This window comes from Polaribacter sp. Hel1_33_96 (genome assembly GCF_002846595.1).
In the GTDB taxonomy this organism is placed as follows: Bacteria; Bacteroidota; Bacteroidia; order Flavobacteriales; family Flavobacteriaceae; genus Polaribacter.
Genome location: NZ_PJMV01000001.1, coordinates 243,042 through 265,228, shown reverse-complemented (window position 1 = coordinate 265,228; position 22,187 = coordinate 243,042). Strand labels below are relative to the sequence as shown.

The window sequence follows — 22,187 nt, the reverse complement described above, 5'->3', positions numbered from 1 at the left end:
TAAACTCATATCCACTCTTTTGCATCCAATTGTAATACCCACTATCGTGGTAATATTATATTTTTTATTGATTAAGAACAACCTTTCACATAGTCATAAAGTAACAGTATTGAGCTTAGTCTTTGTAGCTAGTTATTTAATCCCTTTATTAGGTTTAATCATTTTAAAAAAAATTAGATTTATAAAGAACTTCCAAACAGAGAGTATAAAAGAACGGAAGTTACCAATCGCTTTAATGACGATAGTTTTTTATTTCTTAGGAAATTCATTAATCACCATTCCTAACTTAAGAGATTTAGGGTTTCTTTTTTATACAACTTCTTTAGGATTATTTTTAATTTATATACTTTATAATTTCAAAATAAAAGCAAGTGTACATTTACTTTCATTTGGTATCTGCGTTGGTTTTTTTATGGTTTTAAGTAGATATTATGCGCAATCCTTTACGATTACCATCATCGTTACAATACTACTTTCAGGTCTATTAGCAAGCGCAAGATTGAATTTAAAGAAGCATACTACCAGAGAAATCTATATTGGTTTTTTTATCGGTGTTTTCTCAAGTTTTAGTTTGAATTATTTCTTATAAGATATAAAATATCAAACCAAACTTTAAAACACTCGTATCCATGGCCGGTTCTGCGCTATCAAAAATAGGTGTTAACCCATAAAATATATTAATATTGAATACATCATAACCCGCAGAAAGGGTTAATCCATACTGAAGTTTACTGAATGCACTCAAATTTTTATAACTAAAACTTTTATTGTCTTCAATAAAACCGAACTTATGAGACATGTTATATAAAAACTTAACACCTGCATAAATTCGCCAAAAATCATACTTTATTGCGTTTGATGTGCGCCATCTCAACTCAAATGGGAACTCTAAATTGTGAGATTTGAATGTGTTAGAACTAGTACCAACGGCAGTAGCAAAAATAGTTTCATCATTAATTTCTCGAACTTCGATGTTGTGATTAAAAAAATCAAAGCCATACCCAACACCTACTGCAAAAGAAAAGCTTCCTTTTTGATTCAAAATAACATCCTTCATAAAACCAGTGGAGATGCTATAAGAGAAACCACTTTTAGAGACTCCTACGGGCTGTTTAAAGAATTGAGCATACGATATAGAGGCGTAAATCTGGTCTTCAGCATAGTTATCTCCTAATTGCAAAGAGTCTTTTTGCGCAAATATCTGAGAAGCGCTAAGCACACAAAATATTAAGTAAACTAATCTATTCATACTAATTGAGCGAAAGATAAATATACAATATTTCAAAATGAAAAAATTAAATTTTTTTCATAAAAAAAGGGTAATTCGAAATGAATTACCCTTTTTTTTATGACATTATATGATTAATTCTCCGCACCCTTCGAAGCTGAATAACTAATTTTAAGTGCATTTACATCTCTTAATTTCAATCTAATATCCGTAATTGTACCTACATTAGATTCTTTGTCTGCTTTGATAGAAGTTGTCATAAAAGGAACCTCCGCTTCAGAAACTTTCGATCTTGCATTAATAATAAAAGCAGGAACCTGATCAGCCGAAGCAATCTTGTCATTTAACTGAATTTTATTATAACCAACCCCATGCTTACTAGCATCTTTTGATTTACCAACATAAATAGTACAAACTAAACTCTTATGCTCTAATTTTTTAACTTCAGATGCACTCGGTAATCTAGGATTTTCAATTCTTAAGTCTGTCTCTCTCATAGTAGTAGTTACCATGAAGAAGAATAACAACATAAAAACGATATCTGGCAAGGCTGCTGTATTTACAGCTGGCATTCCCTTTTTCTTCTTTCTAAATTTAGACATGTGTTAAATTTTAAAATTAATTACGATGTTGGTTCCGCATCAGAAATAATTTGAGGATATGATTTCTTAATATCTTCAACTTTTTTCTTTAAATCTTCGTTACTTTTATTGTCCTTGTAAGTTTCTTCTAGTTCATCAAACGACATCTTATAACGCTTTGTACACAATCTATTTCTAAGAACTGTATAGGCTCTTAAAAGCTCATTCTGTACTTTAATATAAGTACCATATTCAGTACCCCTATCACTTTGGACAGATATAATTGCTTTATTTGGATGATCTGAGGAAGAGTCACTTCTATCTCCTTCACAATAGTCACAAGGTTCACCAGGAGAACCATCTTCACCAGGTTTTCCTAGACCACCTCCGTTATCTATAAATTTTATAGCAGCTTCTTTGATATCTTTCACATCCATACGCTCTCCTTCAACAAGAAGTTCATTATTTCTGTTAATATTAACCTCAAAAATATTCTTCTCTTTAATTACAGGCGGAACGTAATCTGCTGGTGGCTTTTCTGACAGCTTCTTAGACACACCTGAATCTACATTCATAGTAGTTGTTACTAAGAAGAAAATTAATAACAGAAAGGCTATATCTGCCATAGAACCTGCATTAATTTCTGGATTTTCTCTTCTTGCCATAGTTTATGATTTAACTAATCCTTTTAACAAATCCCAAACAAAAAATATGCCCGCTATACCTCCTAAGATAATACTATACCATATTCCTGTGCCAACCCAATGGTTAATAGAAGAACCTTCTTCTCCTCCTGGCTCAATATTTCCGGCAGCATTATATACTGCATTACTATCAGACAGGAAGTAAGCAACGGCTAGTAAAACGCCTAATACCGCTAATCCTCCTAGAGTTTTCTTTAAATTTTCTGGGTTTCTAATCAAACTCCATAAAGAAAGTCCAATTGTAATTACAACAGCCGCAATAAATAACCAATACGAATAAGAGATTAATGGACTGACTACTGTGTTTTGCAAATTATCTACATTATCTACAATTTCCTCAGCGTCTTCCATAAAAATTCTTATGAAAAGAATACCACCAATAATAGCTATTGCAGCAATTACAAAATTTAAAATTTTATTACTTTTCATATTGAGTATTATTTTTTATACTTTACTAATAAATCTACCAAAGAGATAGACGCGTCTTCCATATTATTTACAATACTATCGATTTTTGCAACGATATAGTTATAAAAAATCTGAAGAATAATAGCCACAATAAGACCAAATACAGTTGTTAATAAAGCTATTTTAATACCTCCTGCAACTACTGCTGGAGAAATATCATTTGCGACAGCAATGTCATTAAAGGCTCCAATCATACCAATTACAGTACCCATAAAACCAAGCATTGGTGCTAATGCAATAAATAAAGAAATCCATGAAACGTTTTTCTCTAATTGACCCATTTGAACACCACCGTAAGAAACAACTGCTTTTTCAGCTTCTTCTACGCCTTCATCTACTCTATCAAGACCTTGATAAAAAATTGAAGCAACTGGTCCTTTTGTATTTCTACAAACTTCTTTAGCAGCTTCTACTCCACCAGAGCTTAAAGCATCATCTACATTTGCTAACAACTTTTTAGTATTAGTCGTTGCCATGTTTAAATAAATAATTCTTTCAATGGAAATAGCTAATCCTAAAATTAATGCTACTAATACAATTCCCATAAATCCTGGACCACCATCGATAAAGTTTTGCTTTAAAACTTGGTGAAAAGTTTGCGCTTCTGTTGCTGCTTCTTGAGCGAAAGTTGATTGAATAGCTCCAAAAAACATAAATCCTGTTACAGATAAGACATTTACTACTTTTTTCATCTTTGTTATAATTAATTTTAATAGTTAACGGGTTAAAGATATAAATTTTCAACTCAAATAAAGATACTTTCTTTTTTTTTTCAAAGAATCTTTGCTATCTTATTTAAGAGACCGCCAAGTAACAAAAAAAGTTATGCATAAAAAAATTTTTTTTCTCCTATTTATAATATTTTGGCAGTTTCCTTTTGCAATTCTTTACTTTTTTCTTTCTTTTTAAGATCTAAGAAATTTCTCCTCTTAATGATTTTTCAAAGTAAGACTTAAATTCTTCCTCGGATAAATCTTCACTTAATAAGTACATTAATTTTGCAATCGCCGATTCAGTTGTTATATCTTTTCCATTGACAACACCTATTTGTTTTAAAGCTACACTCGTTTCATAATGACCTTGATTTACATGTCCTCCATTACATTGTGTAACATTAATAATTCTAATATCTTTAAATATTGCCTCTTTCAGCAAGGTAACAAACCAAGTTTCATCGGGCGCATTCCCTGATCCATAAGTTTCTAAGACCACACCTTTTAGACCATCTATGCTCAACATACTTTTTACAACTTTCTCTGTTATTCCCGGAAAAAGTTTCAATATTAAAACATCTGTTATTAGTTTTTTTCTTATTATTAATTCCTTTTTGTCTTTTAAAGGTTTGTAAATATAATGTTCACTAAAACTAAGATGAACTCCACTTTCTGCTAGAGGAGGATAATTCATAGAGGCAAAGGCTTCAAACTGTTCTGCATTAATCTTTGTAGTTCTGTTTGCTCTATATAACTTATACTCAAAATACAAGCATACTTCAGAAATTATTGGCTTGTCTTTTTTTCTAGCACAAGCTATTTCTATTGAAGTAATTAAGTTTTCTTTCGCATCTGTTCGTAAATCACCAATTGGCAATTGAGAACCTGTGAATATGATTGGTTTTTGTAAATTTTCAATCATAAAACTAATGGCAGAAGACGTATATGACATAGTATCTGAACCTGTTAATATTACAAAACCATCAAAATTTTTATAATTCTCTTCAATAATCTCAACAATATCTATATAAAACCTTGTATTCATGTTTGATGAATCTATGGGTTCATCAAAAGAAATGGTTTTTATATTACAGCTTAATTGCTCCAATTCAGGAATATTTTCTACAATCTGACTAAAATCAAAAGCCTTTAAAGCGTTTGTTTGATAGTCTTTGATCATGCCGATAGTACCGCCAGTGTATACAAGTAATATATTAGGTTTGTTTGTCATTTTGTCATTTTTATACCCCAAACAATACATTGGAATACTTTATGTTGTAAATTTATCAAACAAAAATGATATAAAAATTTAAAACAATATAAATTATGATGGGATTCTATATTTTAATTGGTGCTATTTCTTTAGTAAGCTGGTTGGTTAGTAATAAATTGAAAAGTAAATTTAAAAAATATTCCAAAGTTCAGTTAAGAAATGGAATGAGTGGAGCAGAAATTGCAGAAAAAATGCTTTCTGACAATGGAATTTATGATGTAAAAGTAATTTCTACTCCTGGTAGATTAACAGATCATTACAACCCAAAAGATAAAACAGTTAATTTAAGTGAGTCTGTTTACAACCAAAGAAACGCAGCAGCAGCAGCAGTTGCTGCTCATGAATGCGGCCATGCAGTGCAACACGCAAAAGCATACAGTTATTTAACAATGCGTTCTCAATTAGTACCAATCGTAAGTATTACCTCTAAATTTTCGCAATGGTTAGTAATCGGAGGAATCATTTTAGGTGCCGCTTCTGGTGCAACAGGAATTGGGTTTTATATTGCCATTTTAGGTTTAATTTTTATGGGCTTTGCAACATTGTTTAGTTTCATAACACTTCCTGTAGAATATGATGCCAGTAATAGAGCTTTAGCTTGGTTACAAAACAAAAACATGGTTTCTCAACAGGAATTAGCAGGTGCAACCGATGCTTTAAAATGGGCTGCCAGAACTTATTTAGTTGCTGCCCTTGGGTCTTTAGCAATGTTATTATATTGGGCAATGCAAATTTTAGGAGGGAGAGATTAATATTTAAGATATTTTTAACTCTTTTGTAATGACATTAATGGTTATTCAAATGCTCTCGATAAAAATGAGAGCATTTTGCTTATTAATCATTCAACTTTAAAACAGCCATAAATGCTTCTTGCGGAATTTCTACATTACCAACTTGACGCATTCTTTTCTTACCTTTTTTCTGTTTTTCTAATAATTTACGCTTACGAGAAATATCTCCACCGTAACACTTTGCAGTAACATCTTTACGCAAGGCTTTTGTAGTTTCTCTTGCAATAATTTTTGCTCCAATTGCGGCCTGAATAGGAATATCGAACTGTTGTCTTGGTATTAATTGCTTTAATTTCTCAACTATCTTTTTACCAATTGTATAAGCATTATCTGCATGTAATAAAGCAGAAAGTGCATCTACAGGCGAACCGTTTAATAGAATATCTACTCTTACCAATTTAGATTCTTTCATACCTATTGGATGATAATCAAAAGATGCATATCCTTTAGAAACCGTTTTTAAACGATCGTAAAAGTCAAAAACAATTTCTGCTAATGGCATTTCAAAAATTAATTCTACTCTTTGGGTTGTTAAATAAGTTTGATTTGTAATTTGACCACGTTTTTCTATACACAAACTCATTACTTGACCAACAAAATCTGACTTTGTAATAATTGATGCTTTAATAAAAGGTTCTTCCACCCTATCTAATCTTGATGGATCTGGCAGATCTGTAGGGTTATTAAGCAATATTAACTCATCTGGATTTTTCTTTGTGTACGCATGATAAGAAACGTTTGGCACAGTTGTAATTACTGTCATGTTAAACTCACGCTCTAAACGTTCTTGAATAATTTCCATGTGTAACATTCCTAAGAATCCACATCTAAAACCAAAACCTAAGGCTGCAGAACTTTCTGGTTGAAATACTAAAGAGGCATCATTTAATTGCAATTTTTCCATAGAATAACGCAACTCTTCATAATCTTCGGTGTCTACAGGATAAATACCTGCAAAAACCATTGGTTTTACATCTTCAAAACCATCAATTGTCTCGGTTGTCGGGTTTGCTGCATCTGTAATTGTGTCTCCCACTTTTACTTCTTTTGCCGTTTTGATACCCGTAATTAAATAGCCTACATCTCCAGTTTTAACAGATTTTTTTACAACCTGTTCCAGTTTTAAAGTTCCAACTTCATCAGCAAAATAATTTTTGCCCGTTGCCAAAAACTTTATCTCTTGTCCTTTCTTTATTTCACCGTTTAAAACTCTAAAATACGTTTCAATACCTCTATAAGAATTGTAAACTGAATCGAAAATTAAGGCTTGTAATGGTCCATCCGGATCTCCTTGAGGTGCTGGTATTCTATCAATGATAGCCTCTAAAATATTATCTACTCCAAAACCTGTTTTACCGCTTGCGTGAATTACTTCTTCTGCATCACAGCCTAATAAATCTACAATATCATCAGTTACCTCTTCTGGATTCGCAGAAGGTAAATCTACTTTATTTAAAATAGGGATAATTTCTAAATCATTCTCTAAAGCTAAATATAAGTTAGAAATTGTTTGCGCCTGTATGCTTTGTGCAGCATCTACTATAAGTAAAGCACCTTCACAAGCTGCTATGGAACGAGAAACTTCGTAAGAGAAATCGACGTGACCTGGCGTATCTATTAAATTTAAAATGAATTTTTCTCCTTTATGTTCAAAATCCATTTGAATAGCATGTGATTTTATGGTAATCCCACGTTCACGTTCCAAATCCATATTATCTAATAGCTGATCTTTCTTTTCACGATCTGATACAGAACCAGTATATTCTAACAATCTATCTGCTAATGTACTTTTACCATGATCTATATGCGCGATAATGCAAAAGTTCCTAATGTTCTTCATACTTTGTTTTCTAACTACTTTCAACTGTCAAAGATATGTTATTTACAAACCTTGTCAAATAAAAAAAGTACAATGAAATTCATTGTACTTTAATCTTAACGTATTTAAAATTATAAATCTCTTTCTAGCTCTGAAATAGCTATTTTAAACTCTTCCCAATTAATAGTATCATCACCAGAATTATCATATCCTTTTAATAACTCGCTGGCAACTATACCTCTTAAAAAGCCATTTACTTCAGCATCTTTTAACAACCTTTTTATTTCAGAAACTTTTAATCTACCATCTTTATCTGAATCAAAAAAACTAAAAGCTTCTTCTGGTGTATCAAATTGATTTGTAATTAAAATTCTAATTTTTCTTAAAATACTCTCTTTTGCTCCCATAGTTTATTCTTTAATTAACAATGCCTTAAGATAATTAATAAAATTGAATTATTTATGCTGCAATCATAGATTTTAAAGGTATTCTCATCTCACCAAAAATCACTCAAGGAGAAAATGAAAACTAAAAAACCATATCGCTAGTCCAGTCATTCTGTAATAAACAAGTTGGTATCTCTTTTTATTTATTTCAGAATTTCAATCCTTTTAGTCTTGCCATTCTGCAATAAATAAGTTGGTATCTCTTTTTATTTATTTCAGAATTTCAATCCTTTTAGTCTTGCCATTCTGCAATAAATAAGTTGGTATCTCTACCACCTCCATTATTTCTATTGGAAGAAAAAGCTAGTTTTTTACCATCATTGGAAAATACAGGAAAAGCGTCAAATGTTTCTCCATGGGTTACTCTTTCTAAATTTTTTCCATCTAAATCTATTAAATATAAATTAAAAGGGAACCCTCTTTCTGCTTCAAAGTTTGAAGAAAATAAAATCTTTTTTCCTGAAGGATGAAAAAACGGACTCCAATTGGCATTTCCTAAGTCGGTTAATTGACGTAATTCAGAACCGTCTGCATTACAAATATAAAGTTCCATTTCTGTAGGTTCTACCATACCTTCTGCCAACAAGTCTTTATAAGCTTTTATCGCTGCTTTTGTTTTTGGCCTAGAAGAGCGAAAGATTATTTTTGTTCCATCTGGCGAAAAAAATGCACCGCCATCATAACCTAATTCATTTGTAATTTGCTTCACATCGGAACCATCAATATTCATTGTATATAACTCTAAATCACCACTTCTAGTTGATGTAAATACAATTTTATCCCCTTTTGGCGAAACCGTTGGTTCTGCATCATAGCCTTTTTCATTGGTTAATTGCTTAACAATATTACCTTGTAAGTCCGCTACAAATATGTCGAAACTATCATATACAGGCCAAATATATTTTCCGTTTTTACGCAAAGGAACATCAGGACATTGATCATCAACTAAATGCGTTGAAGCATAAATAATATGTTTATTATCTGGCAAAAAATATGCACAAGTTGTTCTTCCTTTTCCTGTAGAAATCATTGGCGGCATCTTATCTCTAAAAGAAGCATCTGCATCCATTAAAAACATTTGATCGCAACTAACATTCCAATTGGTATTGTTAGACTGAAAAACAATTTGCTTATCATCAAAACTCCAATAGGCTTCTGCATTATCACCACCAAAAGTTACTTGTCTTAAACTTTTAAAATGAATTTCTTCTGGGTAAATTAATGAGTCGTTTACTACAGTTTTTTCTGTTGATTTTGTTTCTGTGTCTTTTTTATTATTTTTACAAGACATCAATATAATAGCAAATACAAATAGATAAACAACTCTCATTTTCTCAATTATTAATTAACTTTGCAAAAATAATATTTATCGTCATGAGAAACATCCTATTTTTAATCTTTTTATGTTTTTTAATTTCTTGTAAACAACCAATTAATCAAGAAACTAGAATTAAAGAAGATGTTACCTTTTTAGCTTCTGATAAATTAGAAGGAAGACAAACTGGAACAAAAGGTGAAAAGGAAGCTGCCAGTTATATAGAAAAAAGGTTTCAAGAACTTGAATTAACTCCGAAAGGAACAAAGGGCTTTCTGCAGCCTTTTACTTTTAAGCCAAAGACAAATCCGCACGAAGCAATAAAATTTGACGTGAATGGTGACGGAACTATTACAGGAAATAACGTGCTTGGTTTTATTGACAATAAGGCAGAAAATATGGTAATTATTGGGGCTCATTTTGATCATTTAGGTTTTGGCGGTGAAGGTTCTTTATACAGAGATTCTATTAAAGAAATCCATAATGGTGCAGATGATAATGCCTCTGGAGTGGCTATTTTATTAAATTTAGCAGCAAAGCTGAAAGCAAAAAATACAAAAAACAATTACCTTTTTATGGCTTTTTCTGGAGAAGAAATGGGTTTATTAGGTTCTAATTATTTTGTAAAAAACCCAACAGTAGATACTCAAAAAGTTTCTTATATGATAAATATGGATATGGTGGGTCGTTTAAAGAAGGATTCAGCTTTAGCAGTTTACGGCACAGGGACTTCACCAATATTTAAACAAACTTTAAAAGCCCATAACAATCGATTTAAATTAATACAGCAAGAATCTGGTGTTGGACCAAGTGATCATACAAGTTTTTATTTAGCTGATATCCCTGTATTGCATTTTTTTACTGGTCAGCATGAAGACTATCATAAACCCGGTGATGATTCAGAAAAACTGAATTATGAAGGAATGAAAACCATAAGTGATTATATCTTTAATATTATTTCAGATTTAGATGACAATGGGAAACTAACTTTTAGAAAAACAAAAAACGAGAGTGAAGAAACACCAAGATTTAAAGTTGGTTTAGGTGTAATTCCAGATTACATGTTTGACGGAATAGGAATGAGAATTGATGGTATTTCTGAAGAAAAGCCAGCACAAAAAGCAGGTTTACAAAAAGGCGATATTGTTATTCAGTTAGGCGATAGTATTGTTTTGGATATGATGAGCTATATGAGAGCTTTATCTGTTTTTGAAAAAGGAAATTCTACCAAAGTAGTAGTAAAAAGAGGTGATGAAGAAGTTGAAAAAAAGATTCAATTTTAAGTAGAATATAGAAATTTACAATATGATTAAAATTGGCAATATAGAATTACCAGACTTTCCTTTATTACTTGCACCAATGGAGGATGTCTCTGATCCACCATTTAGAGCTTTGTGCAAAGAGAACGGTGCAGATGTTGTTTATACTGAATTTATTTCTTCTGAAGGATTGATTAGAGATGCTGCAAAAAGTGTTATGAAACTAGATATTTATGAAAAAGAACGACCGGTAGGAATTCAGATTTTTGGTGCTAATTTAGAATCAATGCTTAAAACAGTGGAGATTGTAGAAAAATCAAATCCAGATATTATTGATATCAATTTTGGTTGTCCTGTGAAAAAAGTAGTTTCTAAAGGCGCTGGAGCTGGAATTTTAAAAGATATTGATTTAATGGTTTCTCTAACGAAAGCCATGGTTAAACACACAAACTTGCCTGTAACCGTAAAAACACGCTTGGGTTGGGATCATGATTCCATTAGAATTGTTGAAGTTGCAGAACGTTTGCAAGATGTAGGTTGCGCGGCGATCTCTATTCATGGAAGAACACGGGCGCAAATGTATAAAGGAGATGCTGATTGGAAACCCATTGCTGCAGTAAAGAACAATCAAAGAATGCACATTCCTGTTTTTGGAAATGGAGATATTACTTCACCAGAAAAAGCGATGGAAATGAGAGATAAGTTTGGTTTAGATGGCGCAATGATTGGAAGAGCTGCTATCGGTTATCCATGGTTTTTTAATGAGGTAAAACACTATTTTAAAACTGGTGAATATTTAGGAAAACCTACAATTGCTCAAAGAACAGGAATGGCAAGAAGGCATTTACAAATGGCAATTGATTGGAAAGGACCTATTTTAGGTGTTTTTGAGACAAGAAGACATTATACCAATTACTTTAAAGGAATTCCACATTTCAAGGAGTATAGAATGAAAATGGTAACTTCCGATGATGCAAAAGATGTTTTTGCTGCTTTTGACGAAGTTGAGGCTAAATTTGGTAATAAATTAATTCCTGATTTCCTATAATTCACTTTATCACTAGGGAACTAAGAATTGTATCTATTTCTCTTTGCTGTAAAATTTGGGAATCTATTGGATAAGCTTTACTTAAAAATAAATACTTGCCTCCCTCTAAATTATAAAAAAAAACTATTTTCTTAAACCTAACTTTATTAATAGTGTGAAAAAATACTATTTTATAATAGTGGCCTATTGAATCTTTACCTTCTGATTTTAATATTGTAGACAATTCTTTATAGTCTGATCTAAAGTTATTCTTCAATCTGATTCTAAATCTCTCTGCTATTTTTCTAACCTTTTTATTTGACCTTTTAATGTATAAAAATAAATTTATGTCAGATTCAACTTTATTTTTTTTAAATGGAGAATGCCAAACTTGTTCTCTACCAGTTGGCTCCAAATAACTTCTCCAATTGTAAGGCAGTGTTAATGAAAAATCTTTAGTTTCATATATATAATGATTTTCTTTCTCCGTAATTAAAGCTCTTATGTTCTCAATAGGATTTTTATTATTATTATTAGGATATAATTTATTCGCTTTATTATCCTTTGAAGAAGAACAAGAGAAGAGTATAAAAAGAGCAACGAATAGGCAATTTTTCATAAACTTTACTTTTCTATAAACTCTTCAGAAATTCGGCTAATTGCAATTTTTGAAGCAATAAAGCCTAGAATAGTGATTGTAACGATCACAATAATTAAATTAGAATATCTAAATTCTACCGGATACGCCAAATTTTCCGTAATCATAAACAACCCAAATTGTTTTTGAAAAAAGACTAAAATGACACCAATCGATAAACCTATCAGCATCCCAAAAAAGGTGAGTAAAAATCCTTGAAATTCAAATATTGTTTTTATTTCTTTTACTGTTGCCCCGAGACTAAATAAGGTTTTTAAATTATCTTTTTTATCAATAATCATCATAATAATTGCACCAATTACATTAAACAATGCAATAATAACAATTAATGTAAAAATGAGGTAAGACACAATGTTTTCCGTATTTATAACCTTATAAAAGACCTCATTTAATTGCTCCTTTGTTTGCACTTTAAAATCATTTCCAAGTTCTTTTTGCATCTCTTCAGCAAAAGTATGGGCGTTTACATCTTCTTTCAATTTCATCTCAAAAGCGGTTACTTGATTGTCATTAAACCTTAATAATTTTTTTGCTTGAGCTAACGTAACAAAGACAAATTTACTTTCAAATTCTTCTGTTCCCGAATATAAACCAACAATTTGAACATTAGTTTTATAAAATGCGTTGTTCGGATTAATGAAACCGATACCTGGTTTTGGAACCATAATTTGCAAAGGTGCTTCAAAACTTCCCATTCCTAAAGATAATTTATATGCAATTGACCGTCCAATAACGGCCGTATTTACAAAAGTAGTATCTAACCAATTACCTTGCACTAGTGCAGCGTCTATTTGCGTAATCTTCGTGTAGTTATGCTCCACTCCTTTAATGTAAGCAATCTCACTTTTATCCTTAACTTCTAAAAAAACATGTTCTTCGATTACTTTAGAACTTGATTTTATAGCACCATTACTATCTAAAATTTGTTGAATATGGTCTGTAATTATGAACGATTTTCCTTTTACCGAAGATACTTTAATATCGGGGTCGGAGACATCTAATAAACTATAACTAAAAGTACGAAGACCTGAAAACCCAGAAAGGATAATAAACAATGCCAAAGAGCCGACTATAACACCAAATGAAGCAATAATTGTAATAATATTAATAGTATTATTACCTGTCTTTGAAAACAAATATCTTTTGGCTATGTATAGAGAAAAATTCAAATAAGTTGGTTAAATTTATCTTTTTACGCGTCTTGGTAATACTTCAGGGTTTTTAATAGGGTTCTCATCTTCCCCCTTTAAAGACTTATCAATTTCTTCTATATAATCTAAAGTATCATCACCAAAAAAGAGTAACTCTGGCATTCTACGTAATTGATTTTTCGTCCTTTTAGCCATTTCGTGACGAATTAACACTGTGTTAGACTGTACACCTTTAATTAACTCATCTCTATTTACTGACGGAAAAACACTTAAATATACTTTCGCAACACCTAAATCTGAAGTTACATGAACTTTAGAAACAGAAATAATAACCCCTTTCATTCCGTCTTGCGCTGCTTTTTGCAATACATCTACCAAATCCTTTTGCAGAACTCCTGCAATCTTTCTTTGTCTGTTTGTTTCTTCCATATTGCAAATTTACGACATTTTTATAGAGTGTAAATTTTAATTTTAATCACATATTTAATCATAACACTCCTACATTAAATATAGAAAAGATATTATTTTCTTAATTTAATCTTCAATAAAAGCAGTTAGTCATATATTTAAAACATTTTTTTATGAATAAAATTCCAGATAACCTAAAGTTCTAGTTTTTCAAATTTTCAAAATAGCATAATAACTAATATCCAAGGAAAACAAAATCACACCTTAATAAGTTTTAAAAGTGTCTTCTGTAAATACGCCGAGATTGTTAGCAAAAGATATTATCAGAAGTTTGAAGAAAAATTTGAAATAAAAAATCTCAAAACAGCAGGCTGTTTTGAGATTTTTTAAATATTATTAAGACTAATCTTAGTCAGCTAAAATAATAGCTTTGTTATCATTTAATTCTAAAGTTCCTGAAGTTATTGATAATAATAGAATTTTATCATCTTCTGTATCAGTCTCCAAATGACCACTTCTTATATCAGTCTCTGAAAGTTCTTGCGAATGAACATGAACCTTAACAGTGCCTTCTCTTAAAATAGAAACTACTGGTGCATGATTATTCAACATTTGGAACTCTCCATTAATGCCAGGAACCGAAAATGAATCAACTTCTGATGAAAATAAGATTGCCTCTGGTGTTACTATTTCTAAAAACATGTTTATATCGTTTTTAATTTTCAGCCTTTAGCTTTTGGTTAATGAATAATAACCTTAAACTCAAAACTCAAAACTTAGTTTATGCTTCAGCTAACATTTTTTCTCCAGCATCGATTGCATCCTGAATTGACCCTCTTAAGTTAAATGCTGCTTCTGGATATTTATCTAACTCACCATCCATAATCATATTAAATCCTTTAATAGTGTCTTTAATATCTACTAAAACTCCTGGTATACCCGTAAATTGTTCAGCAACATGAAAAGGCTGAGACAAGAAACGTTGAACACGTCTTGCTCTATGCACAACTAATTTATCTTCTTCAGATAATTCTTCCATACCTAAAATTGCGATAATATCCTGCAATTCCTTATAACGTTGTAAAATTTCTTTTACAGCTGTGGCTGTATTATAATGTTCTGCACCTAAAATTTCAGCAGATAAGATTCTTGAAGTTGAATCTAAAGGATCTACAGCTGGATATATCCCTAATTCTGCAATTTTACGCGACAATACTGTAGTTGCATCTAAGTGAGCAAATGTAGTTGCTGGCGCAGGATCTGTTAAATCATCTGCAGGAACATAAACTGCTTGTACAGATGTAATAGAACCTTTTTTAGTTGAGGTAATACGTTCTTGCATTGCACCCATTTCTGTAGCCAATGTTGGTTGATATCCAACTGCAGAAGGCATACGACCTAATAAAGCAGAAACCTCAGAACCAGCTTGTGTAAATCTAAAAATATTATCAACAAAGAAAAGTACATCTTTTCCTTGAGCATCTCCAGCTCCATCTCTAAAATATTCAGCAATTGTTAAACCTGACAAAGCTACTCTTGCACGCGCTCCTGGTGGCTCATTCATTTGTCCAAAAACAAAAGTCGCTTTAGATTCTCTCATTCCTGGCTTATCAACTTTAGATAAATCCCATCCGCCTTCTTCCATAGAATGCATAAAGTCATCACCATATTTAATAATTCCAGATTCTAACATTTCACGAAGTAAATCATTCCCTTCACGAGTTCTTTCTCCAACACCTGCAAAAACTGATAATCCACCATGTCCTTTTGCAATATTGTTGATTAATTCTTGAATCAATACAGTTTTACCAACTCCAGCTCCTCCAAATAAACCAATTTTACCCCCTTTTGCATAAGGCTCAATTAAGTCAATTACTTTAATTCCTGTAAACAAAACCTCTGTAGATACAGATAAATCCTCGAATCTAGGTGCAGACCTATGAATAGGTAATCCGTCTTCTCCTTCTTTCTTTAGATTTCCTAATCCATCAATTGCATCTCCAGTAACATTGAATAAACGACCATATATATCATTACCAATTGGCATTTGTATTGGATTACCTGTAGCTATAACTTCTACTCCTCTACTTAATCCATCAGTAGCATCCATAGAGATGGTTCTAACGGTATCTTCTCCAATATGTTGTTGTACTTCTAATACTAGAATAGAACCATCAGTTTTTTTAATTTCTAATGAATCATAAATTCTAGGAAGTTCGTTGTTTTCAGTATTGAACTCAACATCAATAACTGGCCCAATTATTTGAGAAACTTTACCTGTTGTTGTAGACATTTTGTATCTAATTAAATTATTATTTTTTTATATGGGATATACCCTCTCAATTTAAAGGGGCAAAGGTACTTTTTTTTGTTTGAATTTAAAAAAGTTTTTAACTAAAAAAAGCCTCATCAAATTGATGAGGCTTTTAACTTTTTTTTAAGTTCAGGGATTAATTAGATACTTTAACCTCAACTCTTCTATTGTTTGATCTACCAGCTCTAGTTTTATTAGAGTCTATTGGAGCGTCTTCGCCATAACCTTTTGCAATTAATCTTGAAGCAGCAATACCTTTTGAAATCAAATAATTTCTAACTGCATTAGCTCTTTTCTCAGATAATTTTAAATTATTTGAAGCACTACCTGTAGAGTCAGTATATCCTTTAATGTCAAACTCTGCTTTTGGAAATTCATTCATAATAGCTAACATTCCATCTATTTGTTTAGAAACTCCAGATTTGAAACTAGCTCTACCCGTGTTAAATAAAATAGCTTTTGCAAATGTATCTACTCCCATTTTTGCAGCTTCAGTAATCACTGGTTCTGGGCATCCATTATTGGAAGCAGGACCTACTTCAGTCTTACAATTATCATCTTTATCTAAAACACCATCACCATCTGTATCTGGCCAAGGACATCCACCGTTTGCCGAAGGACCTGCAATAGTAGCACATTTGTCATCTTTATCAACTAAACCATCACCATCAGAATCTGGGCAACCTTTGTTCGCTTTTGTTCCTTTAGCATTAGGACACATATCGTCTTTATCAGCAACTCCATCACCATCAGCATCAGGACAACCATTCATTGCTGCTAAACCTGCAACATTTGGACAAGCATCATCAGAATCTTTGATTCCATCGCCATCAGCATCAGGGCAACCATTGAATTCTATTAAACCTGCAACCTCTGGACAAGCATCTTTTTTATCATATACGCCATCTCCATCTGTATCTTTTCCTCCAAATTTAACAACTAAACCTAAAGAAGTTTGATAATGAGTTTTTACGTTATCTGAAAAACCTTTTTTAGTACCTGTTTGGAAATTTAACCCTAAGTTATCACTAAACCAAGTGTTAAAACCAACACCCAAATTAATCATTCCTTCTTGCGTAGAATTAGCTGAAACGTAATCTCCACCTAAATAAACATAAGGATCAAACCATTGAGAAGTTTCACCTACTAAATTGTTTAAATCATATTTTACAGCTGCTCCAATTGAATAATAGAAAAAATCTGAATCATCTCTAACTTGGTCAAAAGTAATTCTATTTAAAGTCCCTGCGATTTGTAAAGTAAACCCTTTTTCTAAATATTTCTCTACAGAAACTCTAGAAATTGAAGAAACATAATTCCAATCACTACTACCAAAAAGATCCTTAACATGGTCACCAAAATCATCACCACCATAAAAATCTACAATATTCATTCCAAACCCTACTACCCAAGGATTATTTTCATCCTGAGCGTTTACATTGCTAGTAGCAATTAACGCAAACAAAGCTATCACAGCTATTTTTAATCGTTTCATTATCAAATTTTTAAATTAAAAGTTCGTTATTATAATAGGCAAAAGTAAAGTCTTCTGCTGAATTAACAAAGACAAAAGTACAAAATATTCCTAAAACTGTAAGTTTTTATCAATTTTAAATAACTTTTAGTTCTTTTCCTACTTTTATAAAAGCGCTAATAGCTCTGTCTAAATGCTCTTTTTCATGGGCTGCTGATAACTGAACCCTAATTCGTGCTTTTTCATGGGGAACTACAGGAAAAAAGAAGCCCACAACGTAAATACCCTCTTCTAATAATTTATTAGCCATGGTTTGAGACAGTTTGGCATCATATAGCATCACAGGTACAATTGCAGCATCTGCGCCAACCAAATCAAAACCAGCATTTTCCATTTTAGTTCTAAAATAATTTGTATTCCATTCTAATTTATCTCGTAGCGATGTATCTTTAGAAATTAATTCAAATACTTTTATTGAAGCCCCAACAATAGCTGGCGCTAATGAATTTGAAAATAAATATGGCCTTGAACGTTGACGTAAAATTTCTATAATTTCTTTTTTACCCGTAGTATAACCACCCATGGCACCACCTAGAGCTTTCCCTAAAGTTCCTGTAACAATATCAACTCTATCCATTACATTTTTCAACTCAACAGTACCTCTACCTGTTTTACCAATAAAACCTGTAGCATGGCATTCATCAACCATCACCAAAGCATCGTATTTATCTGCCAAATCACAAATTTCATCGAGTTTAGCGACGATCCCATCCATAGAAAAAACACCATCAGTAACAATGATTTTAAATCTATGACTTTGTTTATTCGCTTCTATTAACTGCTCTTCTAGAGAAGACATGTCGTTGTTATTATATCGATAACGGCCAGCTTTACATAAACGAACTCCGTCTATAATTGAAGCATGGTTTAAACTATCAGAAATAATAGCATCTTCTTTTGTTAACAGTGGTTCAAAAACACCACCATTTGCATCAAAACAAGCTGCATATAAAATAGTATCTTCTGTTGAATAAAACTCCGCTATCTTTTCTTCTAGACGTTTATGAATATCTTGGGTTCCGCAAATAAAACGAACAGAAGACATTCCAAAACCATGGGTATCCATGGTGTCCTTTGCAGCTTGAATAACTGCTGGATGGTTTGACAATCCTAAATAATTATTTCCACAGAAGTTAATGACTTCTTCTCCTGTAGAAATTTTCACAACTGCATCTTGTGAAGATGTTATAACTCTTTCAGACTTATATAAACCAGCATCTTTTATTTCCTGAATCTCTTTTTTTAAAGTATCCTTAATTTTACCGTACATTTTTTATTAATTTAATGAGGACAAAGTTACAAAGTTTATTGTTTTTGATTATACTTCAACAACATCAATTTTATCATTAATATATATGAGTAGTTTTTTATCTACTTTAAAATGCATCGTTTTTAAAACTCGCTCGTATTTTAACAATTGTTGGTGATTTTCTGCTGATGGGTTTCCTGTTTTGTAATCTATAATTACAACTTCATTCTCACCCAAAAAAACCAATCTATCTGGTATAATAATTTGATTATCTGTATCTACAATTTCCCTCTCATTATATACCGTGACTTCTTCCGAAAAATACGACGCCAGTTTAGGGTGGTTTACAACAGAAATAATTGTGCTATTGATTATTAATAATTGATTTTTATCTATGATTCCTTCTTGATGATATGCCGCTATAATTTTACTAACATCTTTTTCCGTGATAATTTTTGACAAGATTTCATGAAATAAGTTTCCAAAATTGATCGCTTTTCCTTGATTTGTATCCCATAATTTTGAAGCACCCGCTAATAGAACAACATTATGCTCTTGCCAAGGAGTAGAAATAAATTTCTGATGAATTTCAGCAACCGAACTTTGTAGTTCATTTTTACTTACTCTAATTTCATCACCAAAATAATATTCTAAAACACCCTCTTTCCAAAGCTTATTTTGGATTAAGTAGTTGATAAAAACACCAGAATAAAAGTTTGTATTTTCTTCTCCTTTTGCTGAAATTTTCATTTCCGTAATTACGTACAATTGCTCAACTGCTCTTGTTAAAGAAACATAAAGCAAATTAAAATTATCTAATTCCAATTCCTCTCTTTGCTGATTGTAAATTTCCAAGCCCGTATCATTTACATAACTTAATTCTTTATTATAAGGAATTAATAATTCCTCGAAATTATCGTAATTTTCTGGTAATTCATTTAACCAAACTTTCGGATTTATTTGTTTGTAAATATTTACATCACAAGGAAAAATAACCACAGGAAATTCTAATCCCTTAGACTTATGGATGGTCATAATTTGAACTGCATTTGAGCTTCCCGGAGCAACAATACTTAATTTATCTTTTTTGAGTTCCCAAAACTCGAGAAAATCAGCAACATCTGTAGATTTTCTTTGCTGCTCTATAACAACATCTAAAAAAAACTGTAAATACGCGTCAGAAGTATGAATCAAATTAAAGCCTCTAATAATTTCTTCGATCTTTTCGTAAAATGGCAGCTGATAAAAAGTAGAAATTTCAAAAGAAATTCCATACAATTTTAAAGATTCAAAAATAGTTTGATTATCAACTTTTGAGAACTCTTTAAAAAAAATATGTTTTGGATTCTTAATTTGCAAATGTTGATGCAAAAAATACAAGACTTCAAAACGTGTTTCTTCATCATTAGCATTTTGCAAGACCTTTAAAACATCAATAATAAAGCATACTTTAGGACTGTTCTGTATTAACAGCGTTTCTGAAGAAATAATATCGACTCCATTTTCAGACAAATAATTTGCAACCGCAACTCCATCTTTTTTTGTCCGAGTTAAAACACAAATTTCATTTAAAGAAAAACTATCTTTTAATTTATTAATTTTTTCTAAAACTTTCTTTGGATATTTTAATTTTTCTAAGTCTTTATCTTCCTCTTTTTCGAGAAATGTTAATGAAACAAATCCACCTTTTTTAGAATTTTCAAATTGCTTATTTCCTTCTATAAAAAGATTCTTATATGAGTCATTTTGAATAAAATTTGCGGTGTGCTGAAAAAATGAATTATTAAAATTAATGACTTCTGAATAACTTCTGAAATTGGTTTCTAAACTCTGGATTTCTTTTTTAACATGAAAAGGGTTTTTTAAAGGAGAACCCAACTCAATAAACTGTTCTGCTTTGCCACCTCTCCATCTATATATGGCTTGTTTTCCATCTCCTACCAATAACAGATTACTATTTTCTTGCGCTAGTGCATTGTCTATTAAAGGAATCAAATTTTGCCATTGCAACTCAGACGTATCTTGCATTTCATCAATAAAATAATGCTGAAAACGCTGTCCAATTCTTTCATAAATAAAAGGTGCAGGTTGCTCTTTAATATTATCTGAAATAAGTTGATTAAACTCTGCATTTAATCTTATATTATTCTCTTCTTTTATTTGCTCTAATTCTATGTTGATATTATTTAAAACTGCTAAGGGAATGATGTTTTTTAAGGCCAATTTATTCATCAAAAACTGACTGTACAAATCTTTCGACTGTGCATACAAATTGATTATTTCTGGAACAATATTTTCAATTAGTGAAGCGACAGCAGTTGTTGTTGTTTTCGAATAATATTGATGATTTTCAATCGCTTTTTCAATAGTTTCACTTCGTTTTAGAAAATCAATATTTACTGACTTCGCGCTCAAATCTAAAAAGAATTTCGGAATTGTCGCCCGCATAAAATCCTTGTGCGCTATACCATGATTTTCAATTAAATCTAAAAACGCTTCACCAACATTTTTTATAGCTTCTTTTAATTCCTTTTGATGGCTATATAGTTTGGTTTTTAGATTTGTAAAATCCTCTAATTTTTTGTTAGCAAGCGCTCTAAAGTGTTTAATATCATCTTCATTTAAAAGCACTTTTGCAAACTCGTTTAAATCTCTAGAAATATCCCAAGATTTATCATCGTCTGTTTTATCTAAAGAATAATCAATCAAAAGTTTTGTTAGCTTTTTATCGGATCCTATTTTAGAAATTAAGACATCCACTGCTTGATTTAGCAAAGAAACTGCATCCATTTCAACCTCAAAATTTTGAGGTAAACCTAAATCATAGGCAAAACTTTTAATAATTTTATGTGTAAAACTATCAATCGTAGTTATCGAAAAAGCAGCATAATTTTGCAAAATTGCTTCCAATATTTTCTTACTTCTCTGCTGAATTATTGGTTTATCAGCATCTATTTCTTTTATTATAATGTTGAATAAATCGTTTTCTTTTCCCGCAGCAAAATCTTCTAAACTAGACAACACCCGCTCTTTCATTTCTCCAGCAGCCTTATTGGTAAATGTAACTGCTAAAATTTTCTGAAAAGAAAAAATATCTTCAGAGTTTAATAAAACTTTCAAGTATTCTTTTACAAGTGTAAATGTTTTTCCACTTCCTGCAGAAGCATTGTAAACTTGAAAGATTGATGGTTGTTGCACAGAACTATTTTTACTGCAAAATACAAAAAGCCAAACAGTTATTGTTTGGCT

Annotated in this window: 21 protein-coding genes; 4 read left to right on the top strand and 17 right to left on the bottom strand. The window is 31.4% G+C overall.

Translation table 11 applies throughout. From position 1 onward, the window contains the following. Positions 1-109: 109 nt before the first annotated feature. The gene (locus ATE90_RS01240) at positions 110-589 is read left to right on the top strand and encodes a hypothetical protein (RefSeq protein ID WP_235317675.1); all 480 of its coding nucleotides are present in this window, start codon (positions 110-112) and stop codon (positions 587-589) included. Here ATE90_RS01240 and ATE90_RS01235 read toward each other — a convergent pair. From ATE90_RS01235 to ATE90_RS01210, 6 genes are all read right to left on the bottom strand, one after another. Then, positions 584-1,249: a porin family protein gene (locus tag ATE90_RS01235; protein ID WP_052107475.1), complete on the bottom strand. Its 666-nt coding sequence runs from the start codon at positions 1,247-1,249 to the stop codon at positions 584-586. The genes ATE90_RS01240 and ATE90_RS01235 overlap by 6 nt on opposite strands. Positions 1,250-1,362: 113 nt before the next feature. Beyond that, positions 1,363-1,830, bottom strand: a complete 468-nt coding sequence (locus ATE90_RS01230; protein WP_036782950.1) for an ExbD/TolR family protein — start codon at positions 1,828-1,830, stop codon at positions 1,363-1,365. A gap of 20 nt (positions 1,831-1,850) precedes the next feature. After that, positions 1,851-2,474, bottom strand: a complete 624-nt coding sequence (locus tag ATE90_RS01225; RefSeq protein WP_036782948.1) for an ExbD/TolR family protein — start codon at positions 2,472-2,474, stop codon at positions 1,851-1,853. Between the two features lie 3 nt (positions 2,475-2,477). Continuing rightward, positions 2,478-2,942 carry a hypothetical protein gene (locus ATE90_RS01220; protein WP_081958131.1) on the bottom strand — a complete coding sequence of 155 codons (465 nt, stop codon included), beginning with the start codon at positions 2,940-2,942 and terminating at the stop codon, positions 2,478-2,480. Positions 2,943-2,950: 8 nt separating this feature from the next. Beyond that, positions 2,951-3,673: a MotA/TolQ/ExbB proton channel family protein gene (locus tag ATE90_RS01215; protein ID WP_036782942.1), complete on the bottom strand. Its 723-nt coding sequence runs from the start codon at positions 3,671-3,673 to the stop codon at positions 2,951-2,953. A gap of 220 nt (positions 3,674-3,893) precedes the next feature. After that, positions 3,894-4,925, bottom strand: a complete 1,032-nt coding sequence (locus ATE90_RS01210) for an asparaginase (protein ID WP_036787985.1) — start codon at positions 4,923-4,925, stop codon at positions 3,894-3,896. Between the two features lie 95 nt (positions 4,926-5,020). Here ATE90_RS01210 and ATE90_RS01205 point away from each other — a divergent pair, with 95 nt between their 5' ends. After that, complete coding sequence (locus ATE90_RS01205; protein ID WP_036782938.1) at positions 5,021-5,719, top strand: zinc metallopeptidase; 699 nt, start codon at positions 5,021-5,023, stop codon at positions 5,717-5,719. Positions 5,720-5,801: 82 nt separating this feature from the next. Here the strand turns inward: ATE90_RS01205 and lepA are convergent, their stop codons facing one another. From lepA to ATE90_RS01190, 3 genes are all read right to left on the bottom strand, one after another. Continuing rightward, a complete protein-coding gene (gene lepA / locus ATE90_RS01200) occupies positions 5,802-7,598 on the bottom strand; it encodes a translation elongation factor 4 (RefSeq protein ID WP_036782935.1) in 1,797 nt (598 codons plus the stop codon). Between the two features lie 110 nt (positions 7,599-7,708). Continuing rightward, positions 7,709-7,984: an EF-hand domain-containing protein gene (locus ATE90_RS01195; protein ID WP_036782931.1), complete on the bottom strand. Its 276-nt coding sequence runs from the start codon at positions 7,982-7,984 to the stop codon at positions 7,709-7,711. A 271-nt stretch (positions 7,985-8,255) separates the two neighbouring features. Further along, positions 8,256-9,353 (bottom strand): TolB family protein, encoded by a 1,098-nt coding sequence (locus ATE90_RS01190; protein ID WP_036782929.1) that lies wholly within the window; start codon positions 9,351-9,353, stop codon positions 8,256-8,258. A 44-nt stretch (positions 9,354-9,397) separates the two neighbouring features. On the opposite strand from ATE90_RS01190, the gene ATE90_RS01185 reads away from it, so the two are divergent. Together ATE90_RS01185 and dusB are read left to right on the top strand one after the other, a co-directional pair. Beyond that, a complete protein-coding gene (locus tag ATE90_RS01185; RefSeq protein WP_036782927.1) occupies positions 9,398-10,621 on the top strand; it encodes a M28 family peptidase in 1,224 nt (407 codons plus the stop codon). 22 nt (positions 10,622-10,643) lie between these two features. Then, positions 10,644-11,645, top strand: coding sequence for a tRNA dihydrouridine synthase DusB (dusB, locus tag ATE90_RS01180; RefSeq protein WP_036782924.1), 1,002 nt, complete (start codon positions 10,644-10,646; stop codon positions 11,643-11,645). A 1-nt stretch (position 11,646) separates the two neighbouring features. On the opposite strand, the gene ATE90_RS01175 is transcribed toward dusB, so the two are convergent. The 8 genes from ATE90_RS01175 to ATE90_RS01140 all read right to left on the bottom strand — a co-directional run bounded on the left by ATE90_RS01175 (position 11,647) and on the right by ATE90_RS01140 (position 22,136). Continuing rightward, a complete protein-coding gene (locus ATE90_RS01175; RefSeq protein ID WP_036782922.1) occupies positions 11,647-12,243 on the bottom strand; it encodes a hypothetical protein in 597 nt (198 codons plus the stop codon). Positions 12,244-12,248: 5 nt separating this feature from the next. After that, positions 12,249-13,418 (bottom strand): ABC transporter permease, encoded by a 1,170-nt coding sequence (locus tag ATE90_RS01170; RefSeq protein WP_368073596.1) that lies wholly within the window; start codon positions 13,416-13,418, stop codon positions 12,249-12,251. A gap of 48 nt (positions 13,419-13,466) precedes the next feature. After that, a complete protein-coding gene (rbfA, locus tag ATE90_RS01165) occupies positions 13,467-13,862 on the bottom strand; it encodes a 30S ribosome-binding factor RbfA (protein WP_036782916.1) in 396 nt (131 codons plus the stop codon). Positions 13,863-14,249: 387 nt separating this feature from the next. Next, positions 14,250-14,543, bottom strand: a complete 294-nt coding sequence (locus tag ATE90_RS01160) for a FoF1 ATP synthase subunit delta/epsilon (RefSeq protein WP_036782914.1) — start codon at positions 14,541-14,543, stop codon at positions 14,250-14,252. A 79-nt stretch (positions 14,544-14,622) separates the two neighbouring features. Then, the gene (atpD, locus tag ATE90_RS01155) at positions 14,623-16,134 is read right to left on the bottom strand and encodes a F0F1 ATP synthase subunit beta (RefSeq protein WP_036782911.1); all 1,512 of its coding nucleotides are present in this window, start codon (positions 16,132-16,134) and stop codon (positions 14,623-14,625) included. A 157-nt stretch (positions 16,135-16,291) separates the two neighbouring features. Continuing rightward, positions 16,292-17,650 carry an OmpA family protein gene (locus tag ATE90_RS01150; RefSeq protein ID WP_036782907.1) on the bottom strand — a complete coding sequence of 453 codons (1,359 nt, stop codon included), beginning with the start codon at positions 17,648-17,650 and terminating at the stop codon, positions 16,292-16,294. A gap of 115 nt (positions 17,651-17,765) precedes the next feature. Then, on the bottom strand, positions 17,766-18,959 hold the full coding sequence (gene kbl / locus ATE90_RS01145) for a glycine C-acetyltransferase (RefSeq protein ID WP_036782906.1): 1,194 nt from the start codon (positions 18,957-18,959) through the stop codon (positions 17,766-17,768). A gap of 48 nt (positions 18,960-19,007) precedes the next feature. Next, complete coding sequence (locus ATE90_RS01140; protein WP_101450631.1) at positions 19,008-22,136, bottom strand: UvrD-helicase domain-containing protein; 3,129 nt, start codon at positions 22,134-22,136, stop codon at positions 19,008-19,010. Between the last annotated feature and the right edge of the window lie 51 nt (positions 22,137-22,187).

Bases quoted from the DNA above. Each gene is read 5' to 3' on its own strand.
- ATE90_RS01150 (WP_036782907.1), bottom strand. From the start codon at position 17,650: ATGAAACGATTAAAAATAGCTGTGATAGCTTTGTTTGCGTTAATTGCT.
- kbl (WP_036782906.1), bottom strand. From the start codon at position 18,959: ATGTACGGTAAAATTAAGGATACTTTAAAAAAAGAGATTCAGGAAATA.
- atpD (WP_036782911.1), bottom strand. From the start codon at position 16,134: ATGTCTACAACAACAGGTAAAGTTTCTCAAATAATTGGGCCAGTTATT.
- ATE90_RS01160 (WP_036782914.1), bottom strand. From the start codon at position 14,543: ATGTTTTTAGAAATAGTAACACCAGAGGCAATCTTATTTTCATCAGAA.
- ATE90_RS01220 (WP_081958131.1), bottom strand. From the start codon at position 2,942: ATGAAAAGTAATAAAATTTTAAATTTTGTAATTGCTGCAATAGCTATT.
- ATE90_RS01205 (WP_036782938.1), top strand. From the start codon at position 5,021: ATGATGGGATTCTATATTTTAATTGGTGCTATTTCTTTAGTAAGCTGG.
- ATE90_RS01215 (WP_036782942.1), bottom strand. From the start codon at position 3,673: ATGAAAAAAGTAGTAAATGTCTTATCTGTAACAGGATTTATGTTTTTT.
- ATE90_RS01185 (WP_036782927.1), top strand. From the start codon at position 9,398: ATGAGAAACATCCTATTTTTAATCTTTTTATGTTTTTTAATTTCTTGT.
- ATE90_RS01190 (WP_036782929.1), bottom strand. From the start codon at position 9,353: ATGAGAGTTGTTTATCTATTTGTATTTGCTATTATATTGATGTCTTGT.
- dusB (WP_036782924.1), top strand. From the start codon at position 10,644: ATGATTAAAATTGGCAATATAGAATTACCAGACTTTCCTTTATTACTT.
- ATE90_RS01230 (WP_036782950.1), bottom strand. From the start codon at position 1,830: ATGTCTAAATTTAGAAAGAAGAAAAAGGGAATGCCAGCTGTAAATACA.
- ATE90_RS01210 (WP_036787985.1), bottom strand. From the start codon at position 4,925: ATGACAAACAAACCTAATATATTACTTGTATACACTGGCGGTACTATC.
- ATE90_RS01195 (WP_036782931.1), bottom strand. From the start codon at position 7,984: ATGGGAGCAAAAGAGAGTATTTTAAGAAAAATTAGAATTTTAATTACA.
- lepA (WP_036782935.1), bottom strand. From the start codon at position 7,598: ATGAAGAACATTAGGAACTTTTGCATTATCGCGCATATAGATCATGGT.
- ATE90_RS01225 (WP_036782948.1), bottom strand. From the start codon at position 2,474: ATGGCAAGAAGAGAAAATCCAGAAATTAATGCAGGTTCTATGGCAGAT.
- ATE90_RS01175 (WP_036782922.1), bottom strand. From the start codon at position 12,243: ATGAAAAATTGCCTATTCGTTGCTCTTTTTATACTCTTCTCTTGTTCT.
- rbfA (WP_036782916.1), bottom strand. From the start codon at position 13,862: ATGGAAGAAACAAACAGACAAAGAAAGATTGCAGGAGTTCTGCAAAAG.
- ATE90_RS01235 (WP_052107475.1), bottom strand. From the start codon at position 1,249: ATGAATAGATTAGTTTACTTAATATTTTGTGTGCTTAGCGCTTCTCAG.